At 41.4% G+C, this 26,834-nt stretch carries 25 protein-coding genes and 2 pseudogenes; 16 read left to right on the top strand and 11 right to left on the bottom strand.

What is annotated here, in order from left to right; translation table 11 throughout:
* The first annotated feature begins 17 nt into the window (after positions 1 to 17).
* Positions 18 to 794 carry a M48 family metallopeptidase gene (locus ABJ384_RS09045; protein WP_166166685.1) on the top strand — a complete coding sequence of 259 codons (777 nt, stop codon included), beginning with the start codon at positions 18 to 20 and terminating at the stop codon, positions 792 to 794.
* A gap of 191 nt (positions 795 to 985) precedes the next feature.
* On the opposite strand, the gene ABJ384_RS09040 is transcribed toward ABJ384_RS09045, so the two are convergent.
* Both ABJ384_RS09040 and crp read right to left on the bottom strand, forming a co-directional pair.
* Positions 986 to 2,035 carry an NADP(H)-dependent aldo-keto reductase gene (locus ABJ384_RS09040; RefSeq protein ID WP_349926877.1) on the bottom strand — a complete coding sequence of 350 codons (1,050 nt, stop codon included), beginning with the start codon at positions 2,033 to 2,035 and terminating at the stop codon, positions 986 to 988.
* 184 nt (positions 2,036 to 2,219) lie between these two features.
* A complete protein-coding gene (gene crp / locus ABJ384_RS09035; protein WP_349926875.1) occupies positions 2,220 to 2,927 on the bottom strand; it encodes a cAMP-activated global transcriptional regulator CRP in 708 nt (235 codons plus the stop codon).
* 147 nt (positions 2,928 to 3,074) lie between these two features.
* Here crp and ABJ384_RS09030 point away from each other — a divergent pair, with 147 nt between their 5' ends.
* From ABJ384_RS09030 to ABJ384_RS09020, 3 genes are all read left to right on the top strand, one after another.
* A complete protein-coding gene (locus ABJ384_RS09030; protein ID WP_166166676.1) occupies positions 3,075 to 3,497 on the top strand; it encodes an OsmC family protein in 423 nt (140 codons plus the stop codon).
* A 453-nt stretch (positions 3,498 to 3,950) separates the two neighbouring features.
* Entirely contained in the window at positions 3,951 to 6,533 is a 2,583-nt protein-coding gene (gene clpB, locus ABJ384_RS09025; RefSeq protein ID WP_349926874.1) for an ATP-dependent chaperone ClpB, read from the top strand.
* A gap of 221 nt (positions 6,534 to 6,754) precedes the next feature.
* Positions 6,755 to 8,032 (top strand): hypothetical protein, encoded by a 1,278-nt coding sequence (locus ABJ384_RS09020; protein WP_349926872.1) that lies wholly within the window; start codon positions 6,755 to 6,757, stop codon positions 8,030 to 8,032.
* 64 nt (positions 8,033 to 8,096) lie between these two features.
* On the opposite strand, the gene rlmKL is transcribed toward ABJ384_RS09020, so the two are convergent.
* Positions 8,097 to 10,304 (bottom strand): bifunctional 23S rRNA (guanine(2069)-N(7))-methyltransferase RlmK/23S rRNA (guanine(2445)-N(2))-methyltransferase RlmL, encoded by a 2,208-nt coding sequence (rlmKL, locus tag ABJ384_RS09015; protein WP_349926870.1) that lies wholly within the window; start codon positions 10,302 to 10,304, stop codon positions 8,097 to 8,099.
* Positions 10,305 to 10,538: 234 nt separating this feature from the next.
* Here rlmKL and ABJ384_RS09010 point away from each other — a divergent pair, with 234 nt between their 5' ends.
* From ABJ384_RS09010 to ABJ384_RS08980, 7 genes are all read left to right on the top strand, one after another.
* Positions 10,539 to 10,859, top strand: a complete 321-nt coding sequence (locus tag ABJ384_RS09010; RefSeq protein WP_166166664.1) for a hypothetical protein — start codon at positions 10,539 to 10,541, stop codon at positions 10,857 to 10,859.
* A gap of 156 nt (positions 10,860 to 11,015) precedes the next feature.
* The gene (locus ABJ384_RS09005; RefSeq protein ID WP_300047292.1) at positions 11,016 to 11,354 is read left to right on the top strand and encodes a hypothetical protein; all 339 of its coding nucleotides are present in this window, start codon (positions 11,016 to 11,018) and stop codon (positions 11,352 to 11,354) included.
* A gap of 224 nt (positions 11,355 to 11,578) precedes the next feature.
* Complete coding sequence (locus ABJ384_RS09000) at positions 11,579 to 12,595, top strand: aspartate carbamoyltransferase catalytic subunit (RefSeq protein WP_349926868.1); 1,017 nt, start codon at positions 11,579 to 11,581, stop codon at positions 12,593 to 12,595.
* Between the two features lie 9 nt (positions 12,596 to 12,604).
* The gene (locus tag ABJ384_RS08995) at positions 12,605 to 13,840 is read left to right on the top strand and encodes a dihydroorotase (protein WP_349926866.1); all 1,236 of its coding nucleotides are present in this window, start codon (positions 12,605 to 12,607) and stop codon (positions 13,838 to 13,840) included.
* Positions 13,841 to 14,002: 162 nt separating this feature from the next.
* On the top strand, positions 14,003 to 15,490 hold the full coding sequence (locus ABJ384_RS08990; RefSeq protein WP_349926864.1) for an OmpA family protein: 1,488 nt from the start codon (positions 14,003 to 14,005) through the stop codon (positions 15,488 to 15,490).
* Positions 15,491 to 15,632: 142 nt separating this feature from the next.
* On the top strand, positions 15,633 to 16,430 hold the full coding sequence (locus ABJ384_RS08985; protein ID WP_349926861.1) for a F420-dependent NADP oxidoreductase: 798 nt from the start codon (positions 15,633 to 15,635) through the stop codon (positions 16,428 to 16,430).
* 32 nt (positions 16,431 to 16,462) lie between these two features.
* Complete coding sequence (locus tag ABJ384_RS08980; protein WP_349926859.1) at positions 16,463 to 17,137, top strand: class I SAM-dependent methyltransferase; 675 nt, start codon at positions 16,463 to 16,465, stop codon at positions 17,135 to 17,137.
* 61 nt (positions 17,138 to 17,198) lie between these two features.
* Here ABJ384_RS08980 and trmB read toward each other — a convergent pair whose 3' ends face one another.
* On the bottom strand, positions 17,199 to 17,915 hold the full coding sequence (gene trmB, locus ABJ384_RS08975) for a tRNA (guanosine(46)-N7)-methyltransferase TrmB (protein WP_166166644.1): 717 nt from the start codon (positions 17,913 to 17,915) through the stop codon (positions 17,199 to 17,201).
* Positions 17,916 to 18,045: 130 nt separating this feature from the next.
* Positions 18,046 to 19,495: pseudogene (locus tag ABJ384_RS08970) on the bottom strand (SulP family inorganic anion transporter).
* 220 nt (positions 19,496 to 19,715) lie between these two features.
* On the opposite strand from ABJ384_RS08970, the gene ABJ384_RS08965 reads away from it, so the two are divergent.
* The 3 genes and pseudogenes from ABJ384_RS08965 (at position 19,716) to ABJ384_RS08955 (ending at position 21,443) form a co-directional block, all read left to right on the top strand.
* Complete coding sequence (locus tag ABJ384_RS08965) at positions 19,716 to 20,327, top strand: glutathione binding-like protein (RefSeq protein ID WP_086195571.1); 612 nt, start codon at positions 19,716 to 19,718, stop codon at positions 20,325 to 20,327.
* 187 nt (positions 20,328 to 20,514) lie between these two features.
* Positions 20,515 to 21,096 (top strand): annotated as a pseudogene (locus ABJ384_RS08960) (NAD(P)H-dependent oxidoreductase).
* Between the two features lie 26 nt (positions 21,097 to 21,122).
* Complete coding sequence (locus ABJ384_RS08955; protein ID WP_349926857.1) at positions 21,123 to 21,443, top strand: putative quinol monooxygenase; 321 nt, start codon at positions 21,123 to 21,125, stop codon at positions 21,441 to 21,443.
* 59 nt (positions 21,444 to 21,502) lie between these two features.
* On the opposite strand, the gene ABJ384_RS08950 is transcribed toward ABJ384_RS08955, so the two are convergent.
* The 5 genes from ABJ384_RS08950 to ABJ384_RS08930 all read right to left on the bottom strand — a co-directional run bounded on the left by ABJ384_RS08950 (position 21,503) and on the right by ABJ384_RS08930 (position 24,270).
* Positions 21,503 to 22,288, bottom strand: coding sequence for a thiazole synthase (locus tag ABJ384_RS08950; RefSeq protein WP_086200191.1), 786 nt, complete (start codon positions 22,286 to 22,288; stop codon positions 21,503 to 21,505).
* 11 nt (positions 22,289 to 22,299) lie between these two features.
* Positions 22,300 to 22,497 (bottom strand): sulfur carrier protein ThiS, encoded by a 198-nt coding sequence (thiS, locus tag ABJ384_RS08945; protein ID WP_086195568.1) that lies wholly within the window; start codon positions 22,495 to 22,497, stop codon positions 22,300 to 22,302.
* A gap of 16 nt (positions 22,498 to 22,513) precedes the next feature.
* The gene (locus tag ABJ384_RS08940) at positions 22,514 to 22,879 is read right to left on the bottom strand and encodes a DUF423 domain-containing protein (protein WP_086195567.1); all 366 of its coding nucleotides are present in this window, start codon (positions 22,877 to 22,879) and stop codon (positions 22,514 to 22,516) included.
* Between the two features lie 147 nt (positions 22,880 to 23,026).
* Positions 23,027 to 23,896 (bottom strand): RNA polymerase sigma factor RpoH, encoded by an 870-nt coding sequence (gene rpoH, locus ABJ384_RS08935; RefSeq protein WP_086195566.1) that lies wholly within the window; start codon positions 23,894 to 23,896, stop codon positions 23,027 to 23,029.
* 140 nt (positions 23,897 to 24,036) lie between these two features.
* Positions 24,037 to 24,270 (bottom strand): sulfurtransferase TusA family protein, encoded by a 234-nt coding sequence (locus ABJ384_RS08930; RefSeq protein WP_349926854.1) that lies wholly within the window; start codon positions 24,268 to 24,270, stop codon positions 24,037 to 24,039.
* 381 nt (positions 24,271 to 24,651) lie between these two features.
* Between ABJ384_RS08930 and ABJ384_RS08925 the strand changes: the two genes are divergently transcribed.
* Positions 24,652 to 24,864 (top strand): cold-shock protein, encoded by a 213-nt coding sequence (locus tag ABJ384_RS08925; RefSeq protein ID WP_004648643.1) that lies wholly within the window; start codon positions 24,652 to 24,654, stop codon positions 24,862 to 24,864.
* Between the two features lie 99 nt (positions 24,865 to 24,963).
* Positions 24,964 to 26,115, top strand: a complete 1,152-nt coding sequence (gene rhlB, locus ABJ384_RS08920; RefSeq protein ID WP_086195564.1) for an ATP-dependent RNA helicase RhlB — start codon at positions 24,964 to 24,966, stop codon at positions 26,113 to 26,115.
* Positions 26,116 to 26,240: 125 nt separating this feature from the next.
* Here rhlB and ABJ384_RS08915 read toward each other — a convergent pair whose 3' ends face one another.
* Positions 26,241 to 26,618, bottom strand: a complete 378-nt coding sequence (locus tag ABJ384_RS08915; RefSeq protein WP_180041782.1) for a hypothetical protein — start codon at positions 26,616 to 26,618, stop codon at positions 26,241 to 26,243.
* Positions 26,619 to 26,834 lie beyond the last annotated feature (216 nt).

Below are 26,834 nucleotides of genomic sequence, written 5' to 3'. Positions count from 1 at the left end.
AGGCGGAGATTATTATAATGAACAGCAAGCTGATTTTAAGTTTGTGTGCAGCGAGTGTAATTACTATTTCAGGTTGTACCACTGTAGCGGATATGGCTGGGGCAGATTCATCCACATTAAATGTTACTGCTGCGCAGGGCTTTAATAAAACTGTTCAGGAAGCAAGTGCCAATAAAACCTTAGATACTTCATCTACCACTTATAAGCGAATTAATTCGGTATTTTTACGTCTAAAACCTTATGGTGATCAAATCAACCAGACAGGCCAAAAGTTTGACTGGCAATTGGCTGTGCTGAAATCAGACCAGATTAATGCTTATGTGGCACCAGGGGGTAAAGTGGTGTTTTACACTGGTATTGTGAATAAACTTAATCTGACCGATGCTGAAATTGCAGCTGTGATGGGGCATGAAATGGTGCATGCCCTGGAAGAACATTCCAAACAAAAAATTGGTGCACAAGCTTTAACTGACCTGGCTTTAAACATTGGTTTAGGCTATGCAGGCAATAATGTCGGTCAATTGGGTGCAGCAGCAGCTCAGTTAGGCACACAAGTGGGTGTGGGCTTGCCATATTCACGTAGTCTTGAAAGCCGTGCAGACCAAGGTGGTTTAATGCTAATGGCACGTGCCGGTTATAACCCGCAAGCCGCGATTACCCTTTGGGAAAAAATGAACAAGTTGGAAGGTGCAGGTGGTACATCATTCCTGTCGACTCACCCTTCAAATGGTCAGCGTATCGAAGCAATGCGTAAAAACTTGCCTGCAGCTCAAGCTATTTATAACAGACGCTAATTGTTGTTTTATTCATAAAAAAGGATGCCTATAGCATCCTTTTTTGCTTTTACTCCCTCTTCCTATGGGGGATGAGCATCCTCAGAATATATTCTGAGTGCGCAAGGGAAGATGGTGTCAATAATTTCGAAGTGATCGAATATAAAGCTTTAACTTTTCTAATTTCATTTTAAGCAGTACTTAAAATGAAATTAGGGTGCTGGATTTGGCTGCTGGCGGTGAATATCTTCAATACCCTGTAAAACTTCGACTGATAAATCAATGTCAAAAGCCTGAATATTTTCTTTCAGTTGATCCAGGTTGGTTGCGCCAATAATGGTACTGGTTACAAAGAACTGCTGCTTAATAAATGCCAATGCCAGTTGGGTTAGGGTTAAGCCATGTCGCTCTGCAAGCTGAGCATACTGTTCGGTTGCCCATTCACTTTCAGGATTGCTATAGCGGCTAAAACGGGAAAATAGGCTGACCCGTGCATTGGCTGGGCGAGCACCATGGCGGAATTTACCGGTCAAGTAACCAAAAGCTAAAGGTGAATAGGCAAGTAAGCCGACATTTTCATAATGGGCAATTTCAGACATGCCAATTTCATAAGTCCGGTTCAACAGGCTATACGGATTTTGCACGCTGACAAATTTTTTCAGGCCTAATTTTTCAGCCAGATGTAAAAACTTCAATGTTCCCCATGGGGTTTCATTGGACAGTCCAATATAACGGATACGGCCTTTTTTAATTTCATCACTTAAGGCGCTTAAGGTTTCTTCTAAGGCGGTGACTTGCTGTTGATTGTACGCTTCTGTATTGCCATAACCCAATTTTCCGAAGAAATTGGTTGGGCGTTGTGGCCAATGCAATTGATACAGGTCAATATAATCGCTTTGCAGGCGTTTTAAGGAGCCATCGATTGCCGAGCTAATCTCAGCTGCAGTAAAGCGCGTTTGGCCATCACGGATATGGCTGCCGCCTTGTGAAGGGCCGGCAATTTTTGAAGCAATAAACAACTGATCGCGCTGACCACGTTGTGCAATCCAGTTGCCCAGGATGGTTTCAGTTGCTCCTTGAGTCTCCGGTTTTGGCGGGACGGGATACATTTCTGCGGTATCCCAAAAAAATAACCCCTGATCCAATGCATATTCAAGCTGTTGAAAGGCCTCTGCCTGGGTATTTTGTTCACCAAAGGTCATGGTGCCTAAACAAATTTCAGGAACAAGAATCCCTGTATTGGCTAAAGGTTTGAGTTGCATAGAGGTTGATCCCTTAATTTTTATCAAGTTTAACATTGTGCATTAGGCTAACTGATTTTTGCATCAGGGGTAAATCATGAATTGTTTTAAAGTTGTCATAAAAATTTAAAAAGAACAGGTTGCAAATTACGGACATAAAAAAAGCAAATCTTAGGATTTGCTTTTATGGTGAATGGAAGAAAACTTATTCTTCATCATCCTCGTCTTCTAAAGCTGCATTGCTATCTTCAGCAGAACCATCATAAATCAGGATGGCTTTACCATCAGTCTGGATCATGCCTTGTTCTTCCAGTGTTTTGAGGACACGACCGACCATTTCACGGGAACAACCAACAATACGGCCAATTTCCTGACGGGTAATACGGATTTGACGTCCATTCGGTAAAATCATGGCTTCTGGTTGAGAAGACAGGTCAATCAGGCAGCGTGCAATACGGCCAGATACATCAATAAATGCCAGGTCAGTGACTTTACGAGTGGTATTTTTTAAGCGACGTACAAGCTGGGCAAATACGGCATAGCTCAGGTCTGGATACTGTTTGCTTAATTCGTGGAAGTTTTCATAGGTGATTTCGGCAATTTCACATACGTCGCGTGTACGAACTTCTGCAGTACGTTGTGGATTTGCTTCAAAAAGACCCATTTCCCCAAAAAAGTCTCCAGCATTCAAATAGGCAACCACAATTTCACGATCATCATCTTCACGTAAAATAATGGATACCGAACCTTTTAAAATCAAATAAAGCGATTTTGATTCTGAGCCTGCATCTACAATTGCAGTGCGTTTTGGATAACGATTTATATATGCACGTTTTAATAATGCTTTTACTGACTCAGGGAGTTGACCAGGAGACAGCGCATCAGTGCTAAGTTGTGAAAAGTTTGAAGTCATGCTAACGGTTCCGAATATGGATAATTAATAGATCGCACAAGACCTAAAGTGAACTTGTCACACAGAAGAGCTGAAATTCCTTATCAACTCAATTTATGTTAGTGTACAGGTACGTCGTAAATTTATAGTTTTTTTCAGGTAGTTGCAATGCAAACAAGCGTTCATTGGCTAGAGAATGTTGCTTTTGAAGCAAAATCGGAAAGTGGTCACCAAATTGTAATGGATGGGGCCGAGGCATATGGTGGTCAAAACCGTGGGCCACGTCCTATGGAGTTGATATTAATGGGACTTGGTGGGTGTGCTTCCTTTGATATTGTGACTATTTTAAAGAAATCTCGCCAAGATGTGACGGATGTTGTATGTCAGCTCAAAGCTGAACGTGCGGATAGCATCCCAGCAGTGTTTACCAAAATCCATTTACATTTTGTGGTAACGGGTAAAGCAGTCAAAGAAAAACAGGTCGCTAAAGCAGTTGAACTTTCAGCTGAAAAATACTGTTCTGCAAGTAAAATGTTATCGGATGGTGGGGTGGAAATTAGCCACGATTTTGAAATTATTGAAGTTGAATAATGAAATCCAGATGGCAATCCATTTTTGGATTGCCATTTTTATTCTGCATCACAATTAAAAACGTATTAAAGTAAAAACGAATTTCACTCTAAGAGGGATTCAACAGTAACCCATTATACTTTTGATGAATCCTGTCTTCTAAATATGCATTTCTAGAATATTCATCAAGCTGATTGATGTATTCATAATCACAATAGTTTTTAAAAGCTTTGATGATTCCATTCCTTATTAAAAGATACAAAATGCCTAGGGAAGAGAATTTCATACATAAATGATTACAATACGCTTGAAAAAATTAGCTTAAACACCCATATTATAACTAACATCCAAGCTTTATATTAATTTGGTTTAGTTGTTGAAAATTAAAAATATTTTTTAAAAATGTTATTGAAAAATATCAAGCCATTCCCATCTATTATCCAAGTACAAAATTTGTTGTGAGGAAAAATAAGAATGCGTTTTGAAAAATTTACAAATCGCTTGCAGCAAGCCTTATCAGATGCTCAGTCTCTGGCCATGGGTAAAGACCATACTGCCATCTCAGGTATTCACATTTTATCTGTGTTACTGGAAGAGCCTGCCAATATCAGCCTGTTTCAGCAAGCCGGAGCAAATCTACGTGATCTGCAAACCAAAGTGCAGCAAGCGCTTCAAGATGCGCCGACCATCGCTAATCCAACTGGGGACATCAACTTAAATCCTGAAGCGGTACGGGCTTTAAATCTGGCGGACAGCTATGCCCAAAAAGCCGGGGATGAGTTTTTATCTACCGACTGGGTGCTACTCGCTTTAGCGGAAACCGGTGCAACCAAAACTTTATTAAATAATGTCGGCGTAACTACTGAAAGCTTACGCAAAGCGATTGAAAAAATTCGAGGTGACGAAAAAGTCATGAGTAACACCCATGAAGATCAACGTGATTCACTCAATAAATACACCATAGACTTAACTGAACGTGCCATGTCCGGCAAACTTGACCCTGTGATTGGTCGTGATGAAGAAATCAGACGTACCATTCAGGTCTTGTCACGCCGTACCAAAAATAATCCGGTACTGATTGGCGAGCCTGGAGTGGGTAAAACGGCAATTGTCGAAGGCTTGGCACAACGTATTGTCAACGGTGAAGTTCCGGAAGGCCTGAAAGGTAAACGCGTTTTATCTTTGGACTTGGGTTCATTGCTGGCTGGTGCAAAATATCGCGGTGAGTTTGAAGAGCGATTAAAAGCAGTTCTGAAAGATTTGGCCAAACATGAAGGCGAAATCATCCTCTTCATTGATGAATTACATACCCTGGTGGGCGCAGGTAAGGGCGAAGGTGCCATGGATGCAGGCAATATGCTTAAACCTGCATTGGCTCGTGGTGAGCTGCGCTGTGTTGGTGCAACCACATTAGATGAATACCGCCAGTTCATTGAAAAAGATGCTGCCTTGGAACGCCGTTTCCAGAAAGTATTGGTCGATGAACCAAGCGTTGAAGATACTATTGCAATTCTGCGTGGCTTAAAAGAGAAATATGCGACCCATCACGGGGTACAGATTCTTGATTCAGCAATTATTGCCGCAGCGAAAATGTCGCACCGCTATATCACTGACCGTCAATTGCCCGATAAAGCCATTGACCTGATTGATGAAGCAGCTTCGCGGATTAAAATGGAAATTGACTCCAAACCTGAGCCACTCGATCGTTTGGACCGTCGCCTAATTCAGTTGAAAATGCAGCTGGAAGCGGTGAAACAGGATGCAGATTCGGTAAGCAAGGCAGAAGTCAGCCATCTGGAAAAACAGATCGAAGAAGTACAGCGTGAATACAGCGATCTGGAAGAACAGTGGATTGCTGAAAAACGACTGGTTGAAGGCACCAGCCAAGCGCAAGTTGAACTCGATAAAGCGCGTACCGCATTTGAAAAAGCCCAGCGTGAAGGTGACTTGGCAGAAGCCAGCCGTTTGCAATACGGGGTTATTCCTGAATTACAAAAACGTCTTGCTGCTGAAGAAGTCGCTGAAGAAAACGGTGAGGAACCGAAACTGATCCGTACCAAAGTTACGGAAAATGAAATTGCCGAAGTGGTCAGTGCTGCAACCGGTATTCCTGTTGCGAAAATGCTGCAAGGTGAACGTGAAAAATTGCTGCATATGGAAGAATTTCTGCATAACCGTGTGGTTGGGCAAGATGAAGCCGTAGTGGCAGTCTCTAATGCAGTACGTCGCTCACGTGCAGGCTTGTCTGATCCGAACCGTCCTAGTGGTTCATTCCTGTTCCTCGGACCAACCGGGGTGGGTAAAACCGAATTGACCAAAGCTTTGGCCAACTTCCTATTTGACAGTGATGATGCCATGGTGCGTATCGATATGAGCGAGTTCATGGAAAAACATTCGGTCAGCCGTTTGGTGGGTGCGCCTCCGGGATATGTAGGTTATGAAGAGGGCGGTATCTTGACTGAAGCAGTACGCCGTAAACCTTATAGCGTAGTGTTGTTTGATGAAGTGGAGAAAGCACATCCAGACGTATTTAATATTTTGCTGCAAGTACTGGATGATGGCCGCTTAACTGACTCGCAAGGTCGTGTGGTGGACTTTAAAAATACGGTAATTGTGTTGACTTCAAACCTGGGTTCACAAGATGTACGCGAACTTGGTGACAGTGCAACCGATGATGAAGTTCGTGCAGTGGTGATGGCGGCTGTATCTCAACACTTCCGTCCGGAATTTATTAACCGTATTGATGAGCTGGTCGTGTTCCATTCACTGAAAAAAGCGCAAATTCGTGGTATTGCCGATATTCAGCTGGACCGTTTGCGTGCACGTTTAAGCGAAAAAGACATGCGTCTTTCAGTGGATGACACTGCATTTGATCAGTTGATTGATGCCGGTTTTGACCCTGTGTATGGTGCTCGTCCATTGAAGCGTGCTATCCAGCAACAAGTAGAAAATACATTGGCGCAAAAAATCCTGAGTGGTGATTTTCTGCCAGGAGATACCATTTTCGTAAAAGGGAAAAATGGTCATCTTGAATTTGAAAAAATGAAATTAAGTTAATGTGCTGTAAATAGAAAAAACCTGGCTTCAGCCAGGTTTTTTTATGCCTGACAATTTCAGTCGAAAAAGTGAAATTTTAGGTAAAAAATTGACATAATTTTTAAAGTTTTTTTGGTTTTTTATGTGTATAAGTTATTAATTATTAAAAATAATTATCTTTTATTAAAAAATTTACTTATACTTATTATTTAATAAAAACATATAAATCTAGAGCAGATACTATGTCAAAATTAACTTGGGGTCTGGGAAGCATTGTGGTATTGGCAACAGCGGTCATAGGAGGGAATTTATATGCAGACAAAAGTTTAACTTCCTATTATCAGCAGTCTCAAAAATCAAATTTCATGTCGATTCAGTATAAAAATTTTAATATGGGCGCGATGCAGGGTTCTGCCGACTGGACGGCGGAATTTACTCTTGATCCCTGTAAGCCTAAAGATATTCTGATGATTAGCGGTCAAGATAAAATCAAGCGCAGCTGGAATGGCTATCAGATTCAATCAAAAATTTCCCTAAAACAAGGTGATGCAACCTTTCAACGTTTACTTAAGCAACCGTTAATAGTTCAAACAAAAATTGATTGGTTGGGAAGAATGCACACTTCACTCGTCACTCCGGTGTATGAGAAAAATGATGCAGATATACAAACCCGCATTGATCCCATGACTTTTACAATGCTTGCCAAATCAAAAGATGATCAATTCGATGTGTTGAATGTAAAATTTCAAATTCCGAATATGACGGTGAATGATAAATTGGGCCAGATGCAGATGCGCGATTTAGAGTTTGAAAGCAATCAGGGTTTAAACACGGTCTTAAAGGAGGGGGAAGCTCGCTTAAATATTGCTTCAATTCAGCGTACGGACCGAAATGTACAGCAGTTTGGCAGTGGTGAATTAAAAGGCTTTGCTTTGCGGGTAAATACTCAGCTCGATAAAACCCAGGTTGCTTTTGATACTCAGGTCAAAATTGATGAAATGACCATGTATAAAACCCCTAGTTTTTATGATTTTGAAATGAATTTTAAGCTGACTGATCTTAATCGACAAAAAGTGCAGAATTTTTTTGATTTATTGGAAAAAAATAGTGCAGCATGTGTAGCAAAAGAAGAACTCAATCAGGATATGGTGAGCAGTTTCCTGGCCATTGTGAATGACGGTTTTGCTTTTGAATCGCAGAATAATCAAATTAAGGTGGGTGAAGGCTATGCCAAAGCTAGCCTGACAGGAAAGGTGATGCCGGGGCATCAATCCTCTTTTGAAAGTTTGGTTAAAATGGCACCGAGTCTGGTCGAATATCAGGCCAATCTTGAATATGATAAACAGATCATGAAAACCATCATGAAAAACTATCTGCAACAGGGCGGTAAAACCTTATCTGACCAGGAACTTGAGCAAATGCTGGATGGTATGCAGCAGACGCTGCAAGCGAAACGGGAAGGTGATATCTTAAAAATCGGTATTGAATATAAATACGGTGAAAAGAAATTTTTAAATTAACATATGTAAAAACAAAGGCTGCCAGATAGGCAGCCTTTTTAGTTAGTGCAGTATCTAAAATATATTAGCCATTTTGTGGATGTTGAATTTTCCATGCACGGTGGATTTTGGTATTACGTTTAAAGTCTGGTCCAATGGTTTCATTGGTAATTTCCTGAACATCAAAGAATGCCAGAATTTCTTCATCCATCTCAAAACCACGATAGTTATTCGAAAAGTATAAAGTTCCTTCTGTAGTCAGGCGGTTCATGGCACGTTTAATCAGCGATAAATGGTCACGTTGTACATCGAAGGTGCCATGAAACTTTTTCGAATTCGAGAAGGTTGGCGGATCGATAAAGATCAGCTCATATTGCTCATGACCTTCTTTTAGCCATTCAAAACAGTCACTGGCAAAGAACTGGTGTTGTTCATCGGCATGATCTACGGTTAAACCGTTCAAGACAAAGTTTTCTTTCGACCAGTTCAGGTAAGTGTTGGATAAATCGACACTGGTGGTACTGGCAGCGCCCCCTAAAGCAGCATGCAGGCTGGCAGTTGAGGTGTAACTATACAGGTTGAGGAAATGCTTGCCTTTTGCTTCTGCTGCAATACGCAAGCGCATTTGACGATGATCCAAGAACAGGCCGGTATCCAGATAATCAGTCAGGTTGACTAAAATTTTGGCTTTGCCTTCCTGTACGATAAAACGTTTAGAAGCAGTACTCTGTTTAGTATACTGGTTTTTACCTTCCTGACGTGCACGGGTTTTAATGAAAATGGCATCTCGCCCTAAACCAGTCACTGCACGAATGGCTTGTAAGGCAAGGTTAAAGCGTTTTTTGGCTTTTTCCGGATCGATGGTTTTTGGTGGTGCATATTCTTGCACATGTAAACGGTCACCATATAAATCTACCGCAACATTAAAGTCAGGCAAATCGGCATCATATAAACGCAAACAGAAGATATTTTCTTTGACCGCCCATTTTTTTAGATTCTGCATGTTTTTTTGCAGACGGTTGGTAAAGTCCTGAGCGCCTTCAATCGGCTCGAACTGCTGGGGCTGCCAGTGTGCTAAGAACGGTTCTGATATCGGTGCAGGCTTAATGATGCCGAAACGCACATAAATCGGCAGTTTACCATTCATCAAACGCAGAATTTGTGGTTCATTGAATGCCAGCACGTCGGCTTGTTCAACCTGTGCAGCAATCACCGCAGCATACTGGTTCGGGAAATTCTTTTGTAGCAGCGCAGATAAACCTAAATATAACGCACGGTTAGAGGCTTTATTCCCTAAACGTTCACCATAAGGTGGGTTGGTGACAATAAATGAGGTTTTACCTTCGGCTTTAAAGTCTGGCCAATCTGCCAATGTGCGCTCTTCAATTTTGATATGGTCAAGCAGCTTTTCAAAACCGGCTGCAATGATGTTTTGCTTGGTGGCTTTGACTGCTTCCCAGTCTGCATCATAGGCATAAAACTGTGGTAAAGGCTGTTGCAATGCTGTTTGATGGCGTTCTGCGGCTTCTGCCTTAATTGACATCCACAGTTCATGGTCGTGACCATTCCAGCCATTAAAGCCAAAGCGACGTACCAAGCCCGGAGCACTGTCAGTCAGCATCATCAATGATTCAATGATAAATGTCCCTGAACCACACATCGGGTCCAGAATAATATCGGGATTACGTTTTTTTAATTGGGCCTTTTGCAGAATGGCTGCCGCGAGGTTTTCTTTAATCGGCGCATCGGTCATGTAATGACGATAGCCACGTTTATGTAAAGAATCGCCAGATAAATCCAGACAATAGGTATGCGCAGTTTTACCAGCAAGTACATAGAGGGTAATTTCTGGCTGTTTGATGTCGATACTTGGGCGTTTACCCACAGCTTCCATAAAGGAATCCACCACACCATCTTTTACCCGTAAAGTTGCGAATTGTGTATTGACCTTGATTTCACGTTCTACATGTAAACGAATGGCAAATGTACTTTGTGGTGCGAAAATGAGTGACCAGTCAAAGTTGATTGCACCTTCATAGAGCTCTTCTGCAACATCACGTGCGTCATGGGTAAATTCAAGTTCATGAACATGAATAGGGGTTAACACACGTGAAGCCAAACGAGACCACATGCAAATACGGTATGCATCTGCCAGTGTGCCTTTGAAAATCAAACGACCCGGTAACTGTTCAATATTTTGAACACCTAAACCTTCAATTTCCTCGCGGAGTAAGGTTTCAAGACCATCTGCACAGGTGACCCAGTAATTGCTTAAACGTGAAGAGGTATTCATAAAATAGAGAGACCGAAAAAATAAAATAAAAACTTGTATAAGTTTAACTTATTTTAGTGCTGAAAACTTTTTATATTTTGAAAACTTCAAGTGACTTAGGTCAGTGTATTAATTATAAAAAGCTCTAAATGTTGGAATAAAAAGCCAATTGAAAATTCAGGCAATATGTAAAATTACATTGCGCTTAAAAGTAAGTTTTAAAGTTTAATGAATGGATTTTATTGAGGGTAAAGTGTGAATATTACAGCAAAAAAGGATGATATTTTTTCAGTCGCGACATTACTATATGCACGCTTAAGGAAAGTGAATAGCCGGGTTATTGATGTCATGTATTTAATGCAGGATCGTTCCTATGCACATCATGTGGTCACACTTGCACTTGAGACAAAGGATCCAGAGCTTGCAAGCTATGTGGAGCGTTTGCGAGCGCTTTTAGACTTACAAGATGATCGTGAACTTATAAATGGAGAAGATCAACAAATTCGTCTTTCGAAGGAAAATAATGCCAATAAAAAAGTTTTTGACGAAGGCCATGTAAGTTTTAGCCTATTCTAAAATATAATAAAAACATCATTTTAAGAGAGCTCATATGTTGAATCATGTGAGCTTTTTTTATATTGGTACAGATATTGCTGCATAGCCCAGTGAGGCTGCTTGATCAAGGAGAGCACTTGATGCCTCACTTTCTTTTTTTAGAGATGGGAATGACAAATGTCAGAAAGTGTAATCATTACAAATGAAGTTTTTTCAGTGGCAACACTTATTTATGCACGGTTAAGACGGGTATCAGGGCGTGTGATTGATGCAAGCTATCTTACAGAGAATGTCGAATATGCCGAACATGTGATGGTAATGGCGAAACAGACACAAGACCCTGAATTACTTCGCCTGGTTGAACGTTTGACTAAAGTGCTGGGACTAAAAACTGATGAAGAGCCTGAAAATGAAATTCAGTTCAAGCAACATGAAGAATTAATTTCGGTTGAACCCACTCAAGAAGATATAGAGCGTGCACAAGGGGCAAACCGCTACATTGGGGCTCTACGTTAGTTGTCTAGGGTAACTCGGAATCAGGCTGAGTTACCTGTTTTTATTTTTTAAAATCAGATGGCTAACTCATAGAATGGTTAAATTATGTTATTGAAAAATTAAATTGGAATTATATTTTTTATTCCAAATACCGAGCTGCTTTTTAGACAAGTAAGATCAAGCTGAACTATTTAAATCGCTTAAACTCTGTATAATACGTTGACTTAACGTATAAGGAATCTCTCATGCACTTGGCGGCATTGCATACTCCGAGCCAGATTCAACTCAACCAAGATGGTAACTTAAAACACTTCCTCACCATCGAGGGTCTTTCTAAAGAAACACTCACAAAAATATTGGACACTGCGCAGTCCTTTTTTAATGACCAAAATCAGCTGATTACCAATAACCTGCTCGAAGGTCGTACGGTGATGAACCTGTTTTTCGAGAACTCTACCCGTACCCGTACCACTTTTGAAGCTGCAGCAAAACGTCTGTCTGCTAATGTGCTCAACATTGATATTGCGCGTTCTAGTACATCTAAAGGCGAAACCCTGCGTGACACCTTGTGGAATCTGGAAGCCATGGCAACCGACATTTTTGTGGTGCGTCATTCATCTTCAGGTGCGCCGCATTTTATTGCCAAAGATGTCTGCCCGAATGTTGCCATTATTAATGCCGGTGATGGCCGTCATGCACATCCGACACAAGCAATGCTGGACATGCTGACCATTCGCCGTGAAACCAAAAAGAATTTTGAAGATATCAGCATTGCCATTATTGGTGACATCAAGCATTCACGTGTAGCACGTTCAGATGTTGCGGCACTGCAAACTTTAGGCTGTAAAGATATCCGTGTCATTGCACCGAATACCTTGCTGCCGTATGGTTTTGCTGAATATGGCGAAGATGTCTGTTTATTTAACAACATGGAAGAAGGCATTAAAGATTGCGACGTGATCATTACCTTGCGTATTCAAAACGAACGTATTGATTCACCCGCTTTATCTTCACAAGCTGAATTTTACAAAATGTACGGTCTGAACAAAGAGCGTCTGGCTATGGCAAAACCGGATTGCATCGTGATGCATCCAGGCCCAATGAACCGTGGTGTGGAAATTGATTCCAGTATTGCCGATGGCACCCAGTCAGTGATTCTGCATCAGGTGACCAACGGTATTGCAGTACGTATGGCGGTATTGGCTCTGGCAATGCAAGGTCAGTTGCAAGAAAAAGGTTTGTTAGAAGCGGTTGCGGGATAAGGGAAAGTCATGAGTATTGTAAAAATTGAAAATGTACGTGTCTTGGACCCCATCAACAAAACTGATAGCGTACAAACCGTATATATTGAAAATGGCAAACGGGTTGCTGAAACTGCCAACGTGACTGAAACCATTGACGGGCAAGGTACATGGCTGATTCCGACCATGGTGGATTTGTGCGCCCGTTTGCGTGAACCGGGTCAGCAGCAGCACGGGACCTTAAAGTCTGAAGGAAAGGCGGCACGTGAAAATGGCATTTTGCATGTATTTACCCCGCCAGATTCAAAACCGATCGTACAGGATAATGGCGCACTCATTCACGGCCTGGTTGAAAAAGCCATGCTGGATGGTGGCATTTACTTGGAAGTGATTGGTGCACAAACACAAGGCTTGAAAGGAAATCAACCTGCCAATATGGCGGGTCTGAAAAAGGGTGGCTGTACTGCAGTTTCCAATGCCAATGCACCGTTTGCCGATGATGATGTGGTGATTCGTACCCTGGAATATGCTGCGGGTCTAGATATGACTGTAGTGTTCTATGCGGAAGAACCACAAATTGCCAAAGATGGCTGTGTACATGAAGGCTTTATTGCTTCACGTCAGGGCTTGCCGATGATTCCAGCCTTGGCAGAAACCGTTGCGATTGCAAAATATCTGCTCATGATTGAAGCTACTGGCGTGCGTGCCCACTTTGGTTTGTTGTCATGTGGTGCTTCTGTAGAGTTGATTCGCATTGCCAAAGAAAAAGGTTTGCCAGTAACTTGTGATGTGGCTATGCACCAGTTACATCTGACCGATCAGCTGATTGATGGTTTCAATTCACTTGCACATGTACGTCCGCCTTTACGTTCTGAGCAAGACAAGAACTTGCTGCGTCAAGGTGTGAAAGATGGCATCATTGATGCGATTACGACTCACCATGAACCACTGAGCAGTTCTGCAAAAATGGCGCCATTTGCTGAAACCCAGCCAGGTTTTACTGCATTTGATACATTTGTACCTTTTGGCATTCAACTGATTAATGAAGGTTTTTTTGAGCCTTTAGAGTGGGTAGAAAAAGTTACCGTTGCACCGGCAAAAGTAGCAAACATGCTAGAACGCTGGACTGAAGAAGCGGGCTGGGCTTTGCTTGACCCTCAACTTGAGTGGACAGTTAGCAAAGAGAGCATTATCTCTCAAGGCAAAAATACCCCGCTGATTAACCAGAAAGTGGTGGGTAAAGTGATTAAAACTTTCTCAGCTTAAACAATTAAATCGTTTTTAAACAATTAAGAGAGTCAGCTTCGGCTGGCTTTTTTATTATTGAAAAATAATAGTATTCAAATAATACAATTTATTACACTGTATAAAAAATGAACGAATAGACTAAAAAAGGACATGATAAAAAGACAATAAGAGGAATAAGCCATGAATCTTAATTTGATTGATTTATTAAAGCAGAAAGTATCTGCAACGGTTTTGCAGGGTGAAACCGAATACCTGAGTGAAAAGAGTCAGGCCTTAAGTAGTTTTCTCCCCATTTTGTTATCTATCTTCAAATCTAAACCCGAGTTTATTATAAATTTACAGAATCAATTAAATCCAAGACTGGGCGATATCTTTATCATCAACCCCTCTTTAAAGCAGGAATTTTTACAACAGATTTCCGGCACGGTGCCGACTGAAACAATCGAATCAACACTCAATCGCTCTATAGCACCCACCTTGGGCGTACTGGAAGATGAGGCTGGATCTTCCGATTCCAGTGCGATCACACATCTTATTGAAAACCACTGGCCAGCAGTATCCAGTGCTTTGCCACATTGGGCTCCTGCACTCCTCAGCGCTTTAGGGATGGATACTGCATCGGGGCAAACTTTACATCAAGTGCCCCCCGTTGACCTTTATCAGATCATTGAGAAAAAAAAGAAATCAGGTTTTTTAATTCCCTTGATTGTTTTCCTTATTTTAGCTGCACTATTGGCATTTATTTTTAAGTCGTGTTCAGATAAAAAAGAAAGTACTCCAGCCAGTGGTATACCTGCTGAAACAGCGAGTAGTGAACCAGCAAAATTGCAACTCAGTACCGGTTCGACAGGAGATTTAATCACATGTCAGCTCTATGCCGGTAATGCAAATTATATTGATATTTTACAGCAAGAAATTAAACAGATTTTTAATCACAACACCGGTTGTGGTGTAGAAAACAATAGCCGTTATCATTCAGAATTTATCGATCAGGATGTCATTCCAAGCGTATTGAAACTGGTCAAAGGTGTACCTAATGTCTCATTAACCTGGATGGGAGATCAGCTTTCCATTCAGACTGCTCATCCGGCGGATGCTGAACAGCTTGCAGCTCAAATTCGTCCCCTTGCGAAAAACATGACTGTGCTGACTCCGGCTGGAATGCAGAGTGCATCAGCAGTTGTAGATCCCAATACTGCCATTGCTACCGATAATAGCAATGCAGAACAAGCATTGGCGGAAATTAATCCGGATCAGATTCGTGCACTGGATATTGCAACTGCACTGAATATGCAGATTATAAATTTTGCTACCGCAAGTGCCGAGATTCCAGATGTCAATAAATCGATTCTGGATCAGGCTGCTGCCTTGATTAAACGCGCGCCACAGGTCCATTTAACTGTTAAAGGGCATACAGATGTCGTAGGGGGTGCTGAAAAAAATAAGGCATTGTCGCAAAAACGTGCTCAAGCCATTGTGGATTATCTGGTCAAACAAGGCGTAGATCCTGCACAGTTGCAGGCGGTGGGTTATGGTTCGCAGCAACCTGTAGCGGATAATGCAACGCCTGAAGGACAGTTTAAAAATCGCCGTATTGAGTTTGAAGTATTAAATACCGAAACAGGGGTGCTACGTGAAGTGGATGAGCAGGGTGTAAATAAGCAGTAATAAGTGAAAGGTCAACTTTATCTCAGTTTAAAAAAAGTACACTTATCCATACATATTGAATTGCAATTAAATAAAAGGACGAATTGATTCGTCCTTTTATTATTGGCATGCTTGTACAGAATTGTAAAACGTGAACTTAGGTATGCGAATTAGTTTTATTGGTGCTGGACGCGTGGCGCATCATCTGGCTGCTGTTCTAAGCCAGAATCATCAAATTGTACAGATCTGTAGCCGGATTTTAGAACATGCCCAGACGTTGGCCAGTCAGGTCACTGCACAGGCAATAGTCAATATTGCAGAACTTGAAGCAGATGTGGATTTGGTGATTATTGCAGTGAGCGATCAAGTAATTGCTGAGGTCATTCAACAGGTGCATGCACAATTAGCCGATGTCTTGATTGTGCATACCTCAGGCAGTACCGATATTCAAGTTCTGGCAAAGGTTCATACACGTGCCGGAGTATTTTATCCTTTACAGACCTTTAGCTTACAACGCGAAGTAGATTGGCAGGTAACACCGCTGTTTGTGGAGGCAACCCGGCCGAGTGATCTGGCGCAATTGACCGAGTTAGCAAATAGCCTAAGTTCACGGGTCTATGCCTATACATCGGCACAGCGTTTAAGCTTACATCTGGCGGCGGTCTTTGCCTGTAATTTTAGTAATTACTGTTATGATATGGCAAAACAGGTGGTCGATGCGCAGCAAGTCGATTTCTCGCTGCTTTACCCGTTAATTTTGGAGACAGCCCAGAAAGCCGTACAGCATGACCCTAAGCAGATGCAGACCGGGCCTGCAATGCGAGGAGATCAAAATATCCTGAATATGCATCAACAGATGCTGGATGATGCCAAACGGGAAGATTTGAAAAATATCTACAATCTGATGAGTCAACAGATTTTGCAATCGCATCATCCTGATGAGTCACTTAAACTTAAATAAATTCAGGTCATGCATTGTAAAGGGAGGCACTTATGGCAAAGGATTTTAATAGCCAGTATGTGGTAGACGGTTATGATTTACACATCCGTAAGCTGATTCCTGGTTATGAAGTGGTACATCAGCAAATTACGGCTTTATTAAAAACTTATGTGGATGAGTATGCGCATGTGCTGATTGTCGGTTGTGGTACGGGCTATGAGCTGGGTCATCTGGTCCAGTTGTTTCCTGAATGGACTTTTACCGCAACCGAGTTGTCACAAAACATGCTGGATAAAGCCAAACATCATATTCACGCCTTAAATGCATTGCCTCGGGTGGAGTTTGTATTGGGTGATGTAGACCAGTTAAAAACTGGCCAGTCTTACGATGTAGTACTTTCCATTTTGGTGACGCATTTTGTCAATTATGCAGATAAGCCCAAGTTCTTTAAGGCTATTTCTTCGCATTTAAAATCGCAAGGAATATTCATAACTTTTGATTTAACCAAAATAAACTCGGCTCATGAGCTGGAAACATTAAAACAGATTTGCGAAGCCAATGGTTTGACCCCCGCACAAGCTGCTGCCATGGTAGAACGCATGGAGGATGATTTTTATCCATTATCGGAGCAGGAAACTTTTGAACAACTGAAAGCGAGTGGTTTCGATGCTGTGCAGCGGTTTACCCAGATTTTATCCTATCAAGGTTATATGGCGATAAAAGCTTAAACTTTGAGTATAAAAAAATGGCTCATTGATATGAGCCATTTTTTTATACTGTCGATTAAGGTTATTTGATTTTCTTGAACAGGAAGTCGTTAATTTTATGACCTTCCTCTAAACCGCGACGTTCAAATTTGGTTTGTGGGCGCCAGTCTGGACGTGGATAGCTGTTGCCTTTTCCTGCCATATTTTCAAGGTTTGGACGGTTATCCAAAACATCCAGCATCCATTCAGCATAAGGTTCCCAATCGGTTGCTGAGTGGAAAGTCCCGCCCATTTCCAGTTTCTGTTCCACCAGCGGCATGCGGTCATGTGATACAAAGCGACGTTTGAAATGACGTTTCTTTTGCCAAGGATCAGGAAAATACAGCTGAATGGCATTAATGCTGTTGTCTGGCATTTCACGAAGCACCTGAATGGCATCGGCATCCAATAAACGTAAGTTAGTTAAGCCTGCCATACCGGCTTCATACACACATTGTGCGATGCCCGGAACATGGACTTCTATGCCGACATAGTTGCGTTCAGGATTGGCTTTTGCCATGAGTACCAGTGAACGACCCATACCAAAACCAATTTCCACCGTAAGTGGGCGTTCCGGATGTTCAAAATGCTGACGCAAATCACCCACCGGATATTCCAAAATTAGCTGACCATATTGTTCAAGCGCAGTACGTTGAGAGGTATTCAGCGGAGATGAACGGCGCATAAAAGTGACAATTTCGCGATGTTCATTCAAGTTGTCCAGCTCTACGACTTGCTGGTCTAATTGATCGTTCGACATAACTTTGGCAAATGTAAAAAATTTGAATCCGGTATTTTAAGTCCTGCGCCTAACAAGTCAAACTTTTCTCGGTTTTTTCGGTCGCTAAAAGCAGCTTTAAAAATAAAAGAACATGAAAGCTGTTTATCTTTCATGAGGATTGATTGTATTGATCAATCAAGGTACTGCTGGCCTCATTCAGGCCTATCACTTCAACCTCAATATTTTGATCTTTAAATTTTTGCACCACGTTATTCAGCATATTCACTGAAGTAATATCCCAGACATGGGCATGACTCAGATCAATCACAACTTTGGAAATATTTTCTTTAAAGTCAAAAAACTGGAAAAATTTTTCCGAACTGCTAAAGAAAATCTGACCATAAATGGTGTAATGACGCATCTCACCCGTACAGCTGGATACGACTTTCACCGCACTTTCCAGCTTGTTGATAATAAACAGCGCAGACAGCAGCACACCAGTCAACACGCCCAAAGCTAGGTTATGCGTTGCCAGTACCACAATCACCACAGCAATCATCACCACATTAAATGCAGTAGGATGTTGATGAAACTGTTTTACTGAATCCCACTGGAAAGTAGTGAACGCCACCATCACCATAATCGCCACCAATGCTGCCATTGGCACATAAGCCAACCAGTCTTTGAAGAAAACGACCAAGCAGAGTAAAAATACCCCAGCCACCAAAGTCGACAGTCTGGTACGTGCACCTGAAGAGACGTTAATAATCGACTGGCCGATCATGGCACAACCCGCCATACCGCCCATAAAACCGCTGACAATATTGGCAATTCCTTGGCCACGACATTCTTGATGGCGGTCAGCCTCCGTTCCGGTGATTTCATTAATCACCGTGGTGGTCATCATTGTTTCAAGTAAACCGACCGTAGCAAGGGTGATGGAATAAGGAAAGATGATCTGTAGTGTTTCAAAGTTCAGCGGAATGTCTGGAATCAGGAAAATTGGCAAAGTATCGGGGAACTGTCCCAAATCACTGACAGTACGCATGTCGGCAGCCAAAAATACTGCTAAAGCACTCAGCACAACAATACAGACTAAAGGAGAGGGAATGGTTTTGCCAATTTTGGGCAGATAAGGAAACAGGTAAATAATGCCTAGTCCCAGCACCATAAATAAATAGCCTAAGCTATCCATTTTATTAATTTCCGGCAGTTGTGCGGCAAAAATCAAAATGGCGAGAGCATTTAAAAAACCATACACCACAGACTGCGAGACAAAGCGCATCAGTTTTGCGACTTTAAAATAGCCTGCAATGACTTGAATGATGCCGGTTAAAATCGTCGCTGCCAGTAAATATTGCAGTCCATAATCTTTCACTAAGGTAATCATCAGCAAGGCCAGGGCACCTGTAGCCGCAGAAATCATGGCAGGAACGACCGCCAAAGAAAGCAATCGTTACCGCTATACAGAAAGAGGCATATAAGCCTACTTGCGGGTCAACACCAGCGATAGCCGAAAAAGCAATAGATTCGGGAATTAAGGCTAAACCGACCACCAATCCGGCCAATACATCGCTACGGATATTGGAAAACCATTGTTCTTTTTTAAGGCTAATCACACGAATTGATTTCATCAAATTTTAAAGGTGCGTATGGTAAAACAAGTTCAGTCAAAAAAGCATATGAATTTTGACTTGAAAATATGCGAAATTTAGACAATATTCAGAAGGTAAATGATTTTTATATATTTACGCTTTTTTGCAATTTACAGGTTTGATCACTTGAAAGTTTGTTAGAAGCCATTTAAAACAGTGAATAGACATATAACAAGGATCAGGTATGAAGCTTTATTATTCTCCAGGTGCATGCTCTTTAGCGTCTCACATTATTTTGAATGAAATTAATGTAGATTTTGACTTGGAACGCGTTGATTTAAAAACACACAAGACAGAAAAAGGGGCTGATTATTACGAGATTAATCCTAAAGGTTATGTTCCGGCTTTAGAAATTAATCCAGGTTTGATCCTTACTGAAAACGTTGCCATTTTACCTTTCCTTGCTCAGCACGACCCTAAACAAGATTTGATTCCGCCATCCGGGCTAGGACGTGCCAAAGTTCTCGAATGGTTGGGATATTTAAACTCAGAATTACATGATGCTTATGCGGTTTTCTTTGGGGCTCCTCTGGAAAAAGAAGCAAAAGAAAAAGCTTATGCAGAAATCGATCGTTTATTGACTTATATCGATAAAGTGATTGGCGAGTCGGATAATGATTATCTGGTGGATGATAACTTTGGTCCGGCAGATGCGTATCTATTCGTATTAACCAACTGGTCGAATGGTATTGAACATGACTTGATGCCGTACAAGAATATTGTTGCCTTACGGAATAAAGTCGCAGAACGTCAGTCAGTACAGATTGCCATGCGGGATGAAGGTCTCATTCCTTAATTCTATAGAGTGATTTGAAAAGCACCTGCGGGTGCTTTTTTCAGGTTTAAAAATTGTTTGGATATGGAATGATCTATAATTTTATTGTTGATTTTTTATCAATAGTATTTTGCAAATTCATGAATTTTTATCAATAAGATCTTTGAGTATATTGGCCTTATGAAAATGTATGATTTAAGGCGAATAAATGAGTAATATCCTGATTGTGAATGGTGCCAAACAGTTTGCACACTCGAATGGCGAGTTAAATGACACCTTGACTGAATTGGCAAATACTGTGCTTGGTGAACTGGGGCATACCGTTAAAATTTCCCGTGCCAATAGCGACTATGAAATTCAGCAGGAAATTCAAAAATATGTCTGGGCCGATGTCATTATCTATCAAATGCGGGGATGGTGGATGGGTGTGCCGTGGACAGTAAAAAAATATATGGATGATATTTTTACGGCAGGTCATGGCATTTTATATGCCAGCGATGGCTGATCACGTTCGGATACATCGAAAAAATATGGTTCAGGTGGCCTCATCCACGATAAAAAGTATATGTTGTCCTTAACCTGGAATGCGCCCATCGAAGTATTTAATGATCCTGAACAATTTTTTCATGGCGTTGGGGTCGACGGGGTATATCTATCTTTTCATAAAGCCAATCAATTTTTGGGTATGCAAAGTTTAGAGACTTTCATTGTGAATGATGTGATTAAAATGCCCAATGTCGCTCAGTACGAACATGACTATCGTCAACATCTGATGGATATTTTTGCCTAATGGATGGGTTATTTAAGGAGCAGGTTATGTTGATTGTGATTGCTGATATTCAGATTCGCCCAAGTGACCAGCATCGTGAAAATGTATTAAATGCGTTTAGAAAAATAACACCTGCAGTTTTGCAGGACCCGGGCTGTCATGGCTATGAGTTGCTGATGGATCATGAATCGGACGTCGATTATCAGACCAAAATTCCTGATTCAATTACTATGCTAGAACAGTGGCAAAGTCTTGAACATTTAAATGCACATTTACAGACGCCACATATGCAAGCCTATCAGCAACAGGTTAAAGATGACGTGCTGGATGTAAAAATCCGGATTATGCAAAAGGACTTAGTCAGTTAAGTGCATTTTTCTTCAAATATAAAAAAGGACTCATCTGAGTCCTTTTTCAGATTCTAACTTTATTTAAAGAAATAACCGGTTTCAGGTGAACTGGCATTAGCCATACGTTTACGGGGCATACGGCCTGCAAGGAATGCTTCACGACCCGCTTCAACCGCTTTTTTCATCGCAGAGGCCATTAAGATAGGATTTTGCGCCGCAGCAATAGCAGTATTCATTAGTACGCCATCACAACCCAGCTCCATGGCAATCGCGGCATCACTGGCAGTACCTACACCAGCATCGACCAATACCGGAACTTTGGCATTTTCTTTAATAATAGAAATGGTATGCGGATTTAAAATTCCTAAACCTGAACCAATCAGACTGCCCAGAGGCATAATGGCTACACAGCCCATGCTCTCTAATTCTTGGGCAATAATCGGGTCATCTGAGGTGTAGACCATAATCTCGAAACCATCATCAATTAAGGTACGCGCTGCTTTTAAGGTTTCGGTAACATTGGGGTAAAGGGTTTTTTCATCGCCCAGTACTTCCAGTTTTACCAGGTTGTGCCCGTCCAGCAGTTCACGTGCTAGCATACAGGTACGCACGGCACTGTTTGCATCAAAACAGCCTGCGGTATTAGGCAGAATGGTATATTTTTCTGGTGGGACTACAGAAAGCAAATTCGGCTGATCAGGATGCTGGCCGATATTAACTCGACGGATTGCGACTGTGACAATCTCTGCACCGCTGGCCTGAATGGCTAAATCGGTTTCAGTTAAATCTTTATATTTACCTGTACCGACCAATAAGCGTGAATTAAAAGTACGAGAACCAATTATAAGTGGGGTGTCTTCCATGGGAGCTCCGATTAACCGCCACCGACGGCATGAATAATTTCAATATGATCTTCAGCGCAAATAGGGGTCTGTGCCAACTTGCTTTTGGAAATAATCATTTCATTCTGTTCTACAGCAAAACGTTTACCTTCAAGTTCAAGCTCTTGAATTAATTCTAGTAAATTAGTGCATGAGGTGTTTTTTTCTTCGCCATTCAAATAAATCTGCATCGTTAATTCCCTTATTCTATTTCACGTATTTAAAGGCATTCCATGCCAGTACCAGCCAGCCTGCAATCATTAAAGCACCGCCAATGGGGGTAATTGCTCCTAAACCGCGGGGTAGGCCTAAGGCCATGACATAGAGTGAACCACAGAAAAAGAAAATACCGACCTGAATCAGGATAAAACTGGCTTTAATGGGAAGTTGGGGAATGACTCTGGCTAAAATGGCCAGCGCCAAAAGTCCAAGCGCATGATAGAAAAAATAATCAGTTGCGGTATGCCACCACGCCAATTGAGCTTCCGTTGCACGTGTTTTTAAGCCATGCGCGCCAAAAGCGCCGAGCATGACAGCAAAAGCTAAATTGAGGGCTGAAATTGCAATCCACATAAGCAATGACTACCTGAGTAAATTTGCCCCATAACTTAGCATATTCTGGTACTTGCACGGAAGGCAAAAAGCAACATTACTACAGCATGCATATGAAAAAAGAGCACTTGGCCCTTTTTTCAAAATACCTTGCATATGTTCGGTCATCTAGTTGGAAGACATGGCCACTTTAATTTTTTCCATGGCATTTTTTTCAAGCTGGCGAATCCGTTCCGCAGACACATTATATTCAGCGGCCAGTTCATGCAGCGTCGATTTTTCATCATCTAGCCAGCGGCGCTGTAAAATGTTACGTGAACGGTCATCCAGTTGATCCATAGCATCATGCAGGGCAGAAGTACTTTGTTCTTCATAGTCGTCTTCTTCAGCCAGACGTGCCGGGTCATAACGGTTATCTTCCAGATATAAGGCTGGCGCGACGTGGGTTGAACCTTCATCATCATCATCGCCTTGCGCTTCAAAAGCAGCATCGTAGGCGGTCAGGCGGCCTTCCATTTCCAGCACCTGTTCAGGTGTGACATTCAAGTCATTGGCAATGGATTGTGCTTCATCCAGAGTGAGTTTTTTACTGGATTTTTTTAAACTGCGTAGATTAAAGAATAATTTACGTTGAGCTTTGGTCGTAGCAATTTTAACAATACGCCAGTTACGGATCACGTATTCGTGAATTTCAGCTTTAATCCAGTGTACGGCAAATGACACCAAGCGCACGCCCATATTTGGGTCAAAACGTTTCACTGCTTTCATTAAGCCCAAGTTGCCTTCCTGAATCAGGTCGCCTTGCGGCAAACCATAACCGGCATAACTGCGGGCAATATGAACCACAAAACGTAAATGAGACATCACGAGCATTTTCGCAGCATCTAAATCTTGGTCGTAAAAGTAGCGTTCGGCCAACTCTTTTTCTTGTTCAGCCGTTAAAATAGGAATCTGATTGACAGTACTTATATAAGCACCGAGATTTACCCCTGGTGCCGATAATGACAGGGGCATCAATTGATTGCTGCTGTCACTCATGTGTTCTCCTTGAGAGTTGGATGACATAACCATCTTAATAAATTTATCTTAATCCAATATTTCAGCGAGTTTAGGAAATTTGGGTAGAGAAATGTAATTTTTTATGCACATTTGAAACGTTCTAGTTTAATTGAAAATAATTAAGATTCAATTAAGTAGTGATATTCAAAATCAGAAATTTTAGTCATATTGCAGTCCATTTGATGCATTGAACAATAACGCGTTACATCTTGCTGACTATGTGGATCTGAAGATTTGAGTAAAAATATGCCGCCTGATTTGTTCTTGATCGCTCGCTTAAGCATCAATAACGGCATGGGGCAAGGCTTACCCATGGCATCAATGATTATTGCTGAATTGGTCAGATCATTCATCGCATTTAATATCTAATTCAATTTCGATAAATATTAGCAAATTTAGTGCCAAAGCCCAATAAAATTATAGAACTTCAACATAAAAGTACTTATCTAAAATAAGGAAATAATTAGTAAAAAAGAAGCGGAATCAAAAAGAAGATTAATCAAAAAAACAGTATGAATTGTCATAAACCCGTGTTAAGCTCGTTGCGTATTCAAATTTATGACAGCATTTTAAATGTCTTAAAATTGGATATTGCAATGGATGTAACCGGGATTTTGTTAATAGTAATACAGAATGATTACAAGCTTAGAAATAATAATTATTTTTAAACCTTGTTTACTCTGCTGTTTGCAACACCGGGTGGTCCTTTAATTAAATACAATGAGGATTAACTTATGACAGCTCGTGAACAAGGCGTAGTTAAATGGTTCAACGACACTAAAGGCTTCGGCTTTATTCAACGTAACGGCGGCGACGACGTATTCGTTCATTTCCGCGCTATCCAAGGTGACGGTCACCGTTCACTTCGTGATGGCCAACGTGTTGAATTCAGCGTAGTTAAAGGTCAAAAAGGCTTCCAAGCTGAAGAAGTACAACCTTTAGACTAATCGCCTGATTATTCATGAGAACGCCCCAATGTAATTTGGGGCGTTTTTGTTTATAATAGATTCCTATTTTTCCTGATCATTAAGTTAGAGCACATTTATATGTCATCTGGTTTTGAAACCTTAAATTTACATCCGAAACTGAAACAGGCGATTGATGCTTTAGGTTTCAAAGAAATGACACCTATTCAGGAAAAGGTTTTAAAATTCACTCTGGCTGGACATGATGCCATTGGTCGTGCACAAACAGGTACAGGAAAAACGGCGGCTTTCCTGGTGAGTGTGATTAATGATTTGCTCAATAATCCGATTAAAGAACAACGCTTTCGTGGCGAAGCACGTGCGCTGATTCTTGCGCCTACACGTGAGCTGGCTTTGCAGATTGAAAGTGATGCCAAAGAGCTTACCAAATTTACCGATCTGCATCTGGTGACTTTGCTGGGTGGGGTAGATTTTGATAAGCAGAAAGCACAGCTGGATAAAAATTTTGTCGATATTATTGTGGCGACACCAGGCCGTCTAATCGATTTTGTTGAGCAAAAAGAAGTCTGGCTGGACCAGATTGAATTTTTGGTGATTGATGAAGCAGACCGTTTGCTGGATATGGGGTTCATTCCATCGGTAAAACGGATTGTGCGTTTTTCTCCGCGTAAGGAACAGCGTCAAACCTTAATGTTTTCTGCCACCTTTAGCTATGATGTATTGAATCTGGCGCAACAGTGGTTGTTCGAACCGGTGACTGTGGAAATTGAGCCGGAAAAGAAAACCAATGCTGATGTAGAACAGCGCGTTTATATGGTTGCCAAAACTGATAAATATAAATTGTTGCAAGAAATCTTGCGTGATGAGCCGATTGAAAAAGTCATGATTTTTGCTAACCGTCGTGACCAGGTACGTAAGCTTTATGATCACCTGAAAAAAGACGGTTATAAAGTGGTGATGTTGTCAGGTGAAATTGCACAGGACAAGCGCCTAAAAATGCTGGATCAGTTTAAAAATGGCCAACATAATATTATGATCGCGACCGATGTTGCAGGTCGTGGTATTCATGTGGACGGTGTTTCGCATGTAATCAACTTTACCCTTCCTGAGCAGTCTGACGACTATGTGCATCGTATAGGCCGTACCGGCCGTGCGGGAAGTAGTGGGGTAAGTATCAGTTTCCTGTCTGAAGATGATGCGTTCTATCTTCCGGAAATTGAAAAAGCCATTGGTCAGAAATTGCCTTTAACCCGTCTTGAAGGTTATTGTTAATTTTCAAGATATTTATCTCAGCATTAAATAATGCGATAAACAAAAAAGCCGCTTATTGAAGCGGCTTTTTTGCCCTGGATAGTTGTATTGAATGAATAAGATGAAATAGGCCATTATTTGAATGTTTAGTTGGCTCGGCAAGTGAAGGTCAGTACGGTTTGATAGTCTTCATCACGTGCCAGACTGCCGCTTTTGCCAGCCAAGGTACCCAGAACAGTAGTTGCAGCCTGAATCATTTGTCCGGTTTTTTCATCGACGACCCCTTTTAAGGCACCATTGTATTCAGTTTTTTCATTCACGATAACAGGCATGGCTTTTTTACCACACGCATTATTGGCTGCAGTAATCGCATTATTTTTAGAAATTAAACTGCTTTTACCGATACCCGTCACTTCATATTGATTATTTTCTTTTTGAATCGCTAATGAGGTGGTTGGATTGGATGCACAGGCAGTTAAGGCGACAGCAACGGCAATAGAAGCGAGTGCAAAAACTTGTTTCATCTTTTTCCCCTGGGATTGTTTTAAAAAGAGTTTGAATTATTTGAACATGATTTTTTGAATGATTTTTGAAGGACTTGTATGAAATATGCAGCTTTATATGAACTCTCTGTGACTAAAAGTTGGTTAACTTGAATATTGTGGAGTAGACATTCACTCAGCGCTCTAGAGTATCTGAACAAGATTATGCTAATCTTGATGAAATATTTAGTACACAGA

It is taken from the genome of Acinetobacter sp. A1-4-2 (genome assembly GCF_040233925.1).
GTDB lineage: Bacteria > Pseudomonadota > Gammaproteobacteria > Pseudomonadales > Moraxellaceae > Acinetobacter.
This window is presented reverse-complemented; position numbering and strand designations above follow the sequence as displayed.

Coding starts and splice junctions, on each gene's coding strand:
- ABJ384_RS09045 (WP_166166685.1), top strand. CDS start 18: ATGAACAGCAAGCTGATTTTAAGTTTGTGTGCAGCGAGTGTAATTACT.
- ABJ384_RS09040 (WP_349926877.1), bottom strand. CDS start 2,035: ATGCAACTCAAACCTTTAGCCAATACAGGGATTCTTGTTCCTGAAATT.
- crp (WP_349926875.1), bottom strand. CDS start 2,927: ATGACTTCAAACTTTTCACAACTTAGCACTGATGCGCTGTCTCCTGGT.
- ABJ384_RS09030 (WP_166166676.1), top strand. CDS start 3,075: ATGCAAACAAGCGTTCATTGGCTAGAGAATGTTGCTTTTGAAGCAAAA.
- clpB (WP_349926874.1), top strand. CDS start 3,951: ATGCGTTTTGAAAAATTTACAAATCGCTTGCAGCAAGCCTTATCAGAT.
- ABJ384_RS09020 (WP_349926872.1), top strand. CDS start 6,755: ATGTCAAAATTAACTTGGGGTCTGGGAAGCATTGTGGTATTGGCAACA.
- rlmKL (WP_349926870.1), bottom strand. CDS start 10,304: ATGAATACCTCTTCACGTTTAAGCAATTACTGGGTCACCTGTGCAGAT.
- ABJ384_RS09005 (WP_300047292.1), top strand. CDS start 11,016: ATGTCAGAAAGTGTAATCATTACAAATGAAGTTTTTTCAGTGGCAACA.
- ABJ384_RS09000 (WP_349926868.1), top strand. CDS start 11,579: ATGCACTTGGCGGCATTGCATACTCCGAGCCAGATTCAACTCAACCAA.
- ABJ384_RS08995 (WP_349926866.1), top strand. CDS start 12,605: ATGAGTATTGTAAAAATTGAAAATGTACGTGTCTTGGACCCCATCAAC.
- ABJ384_RS08990 (WP_349926864.1), top strand. CDS start 14,003: ATGAATCTTAATTTGATTGATTTATTAAAGCAGAAAGTATCTGCAACG.
- ABJ384_RS08985 (WP_349926861.1), top strand. CDS start 15,633: ATGCGAATTAGTTTTATTGGTGCTGGACGCGTGGCGCATCATCTGGCT.
- ABJ384_RS08980 (WP_349926859.1), top strand. CDS start 16,463: ATGGCAAAGGATTTTAATAGCCAGTATGTGGTAGACGGTTATGATTTA.
- trmB (WP_166166644.1), bottom strand. CDS start 17,915: ATGTCGAACGATCAATTAGACCAGCAAGTCGTAGAGCTGGACAACTTG.
- ABJ384_RS08965 (WP_086195571.1), top strand. CDS start 19,716: ATGAAGCTTTATTATTCTCCAGGTGCATGCTCTTTAGCGTCTCACATT.
- ABJ384_RS08955 (WP_349926857.1), top strand. CDS start 21,123: ATGTTGATTGTGATTGCTGATATTCAGATTCGCCCAAGTGACCAGCAT.
- ABJ384_RS08950 (WP_086200191.1), bottom strand. CDS start 22,288: ATGGAAGACACCCCACTTATAATTGGTTCTCGTACTTTTAATTCACGC.
- thiS (WP_086195568.1), bottom strand. CDS start 22,497: ATGCAGATTTATTTGAATGGCGAAGAAAAAAACACCTCATGCACTAAT.
- ABJ384_RS08940 (WP_086195567.1), bottom strand. CDS start 22,879: ATGTGGATTGCAATTTCAGCCCTCAATTTAGCTTTTGCTGTCATGCTC.
- rpoH (WP_086195566.1), bottom strand. CDS start 23,896: ATGAGTGACAGCAGCAATCAATTGATGCCCCTGTCATTATCGGCACCA.
- ABJ384_RS08930 (WP_349926854.1), bottom strand. CDS start 24,270: ATGAATGATCTGACCAATTCAGCAATAATCATTGATGCCATGGGTAAG.
- ABJ384_RS08925 (WP_004648643.1), top strand. CDS start 24,652: ATGACAGCTCGTGAACAAGGCGTAGTTAAATGGTTCAACGACACTAAA.
- rhlB (WP_086195564.1), top strand. CDS start 24,964: ATGTCATCTGGTTTTGAAACCTTAAATTTACATCCGAAACTGAAACAG.
- ABJ384_RS08915 (WP_180041782.1), bottom strand. CDS start 26,618: ATGAAACAAGTTTTTGCACTCGCTTCTATTGCCGTTGCTGTCGCCTTA.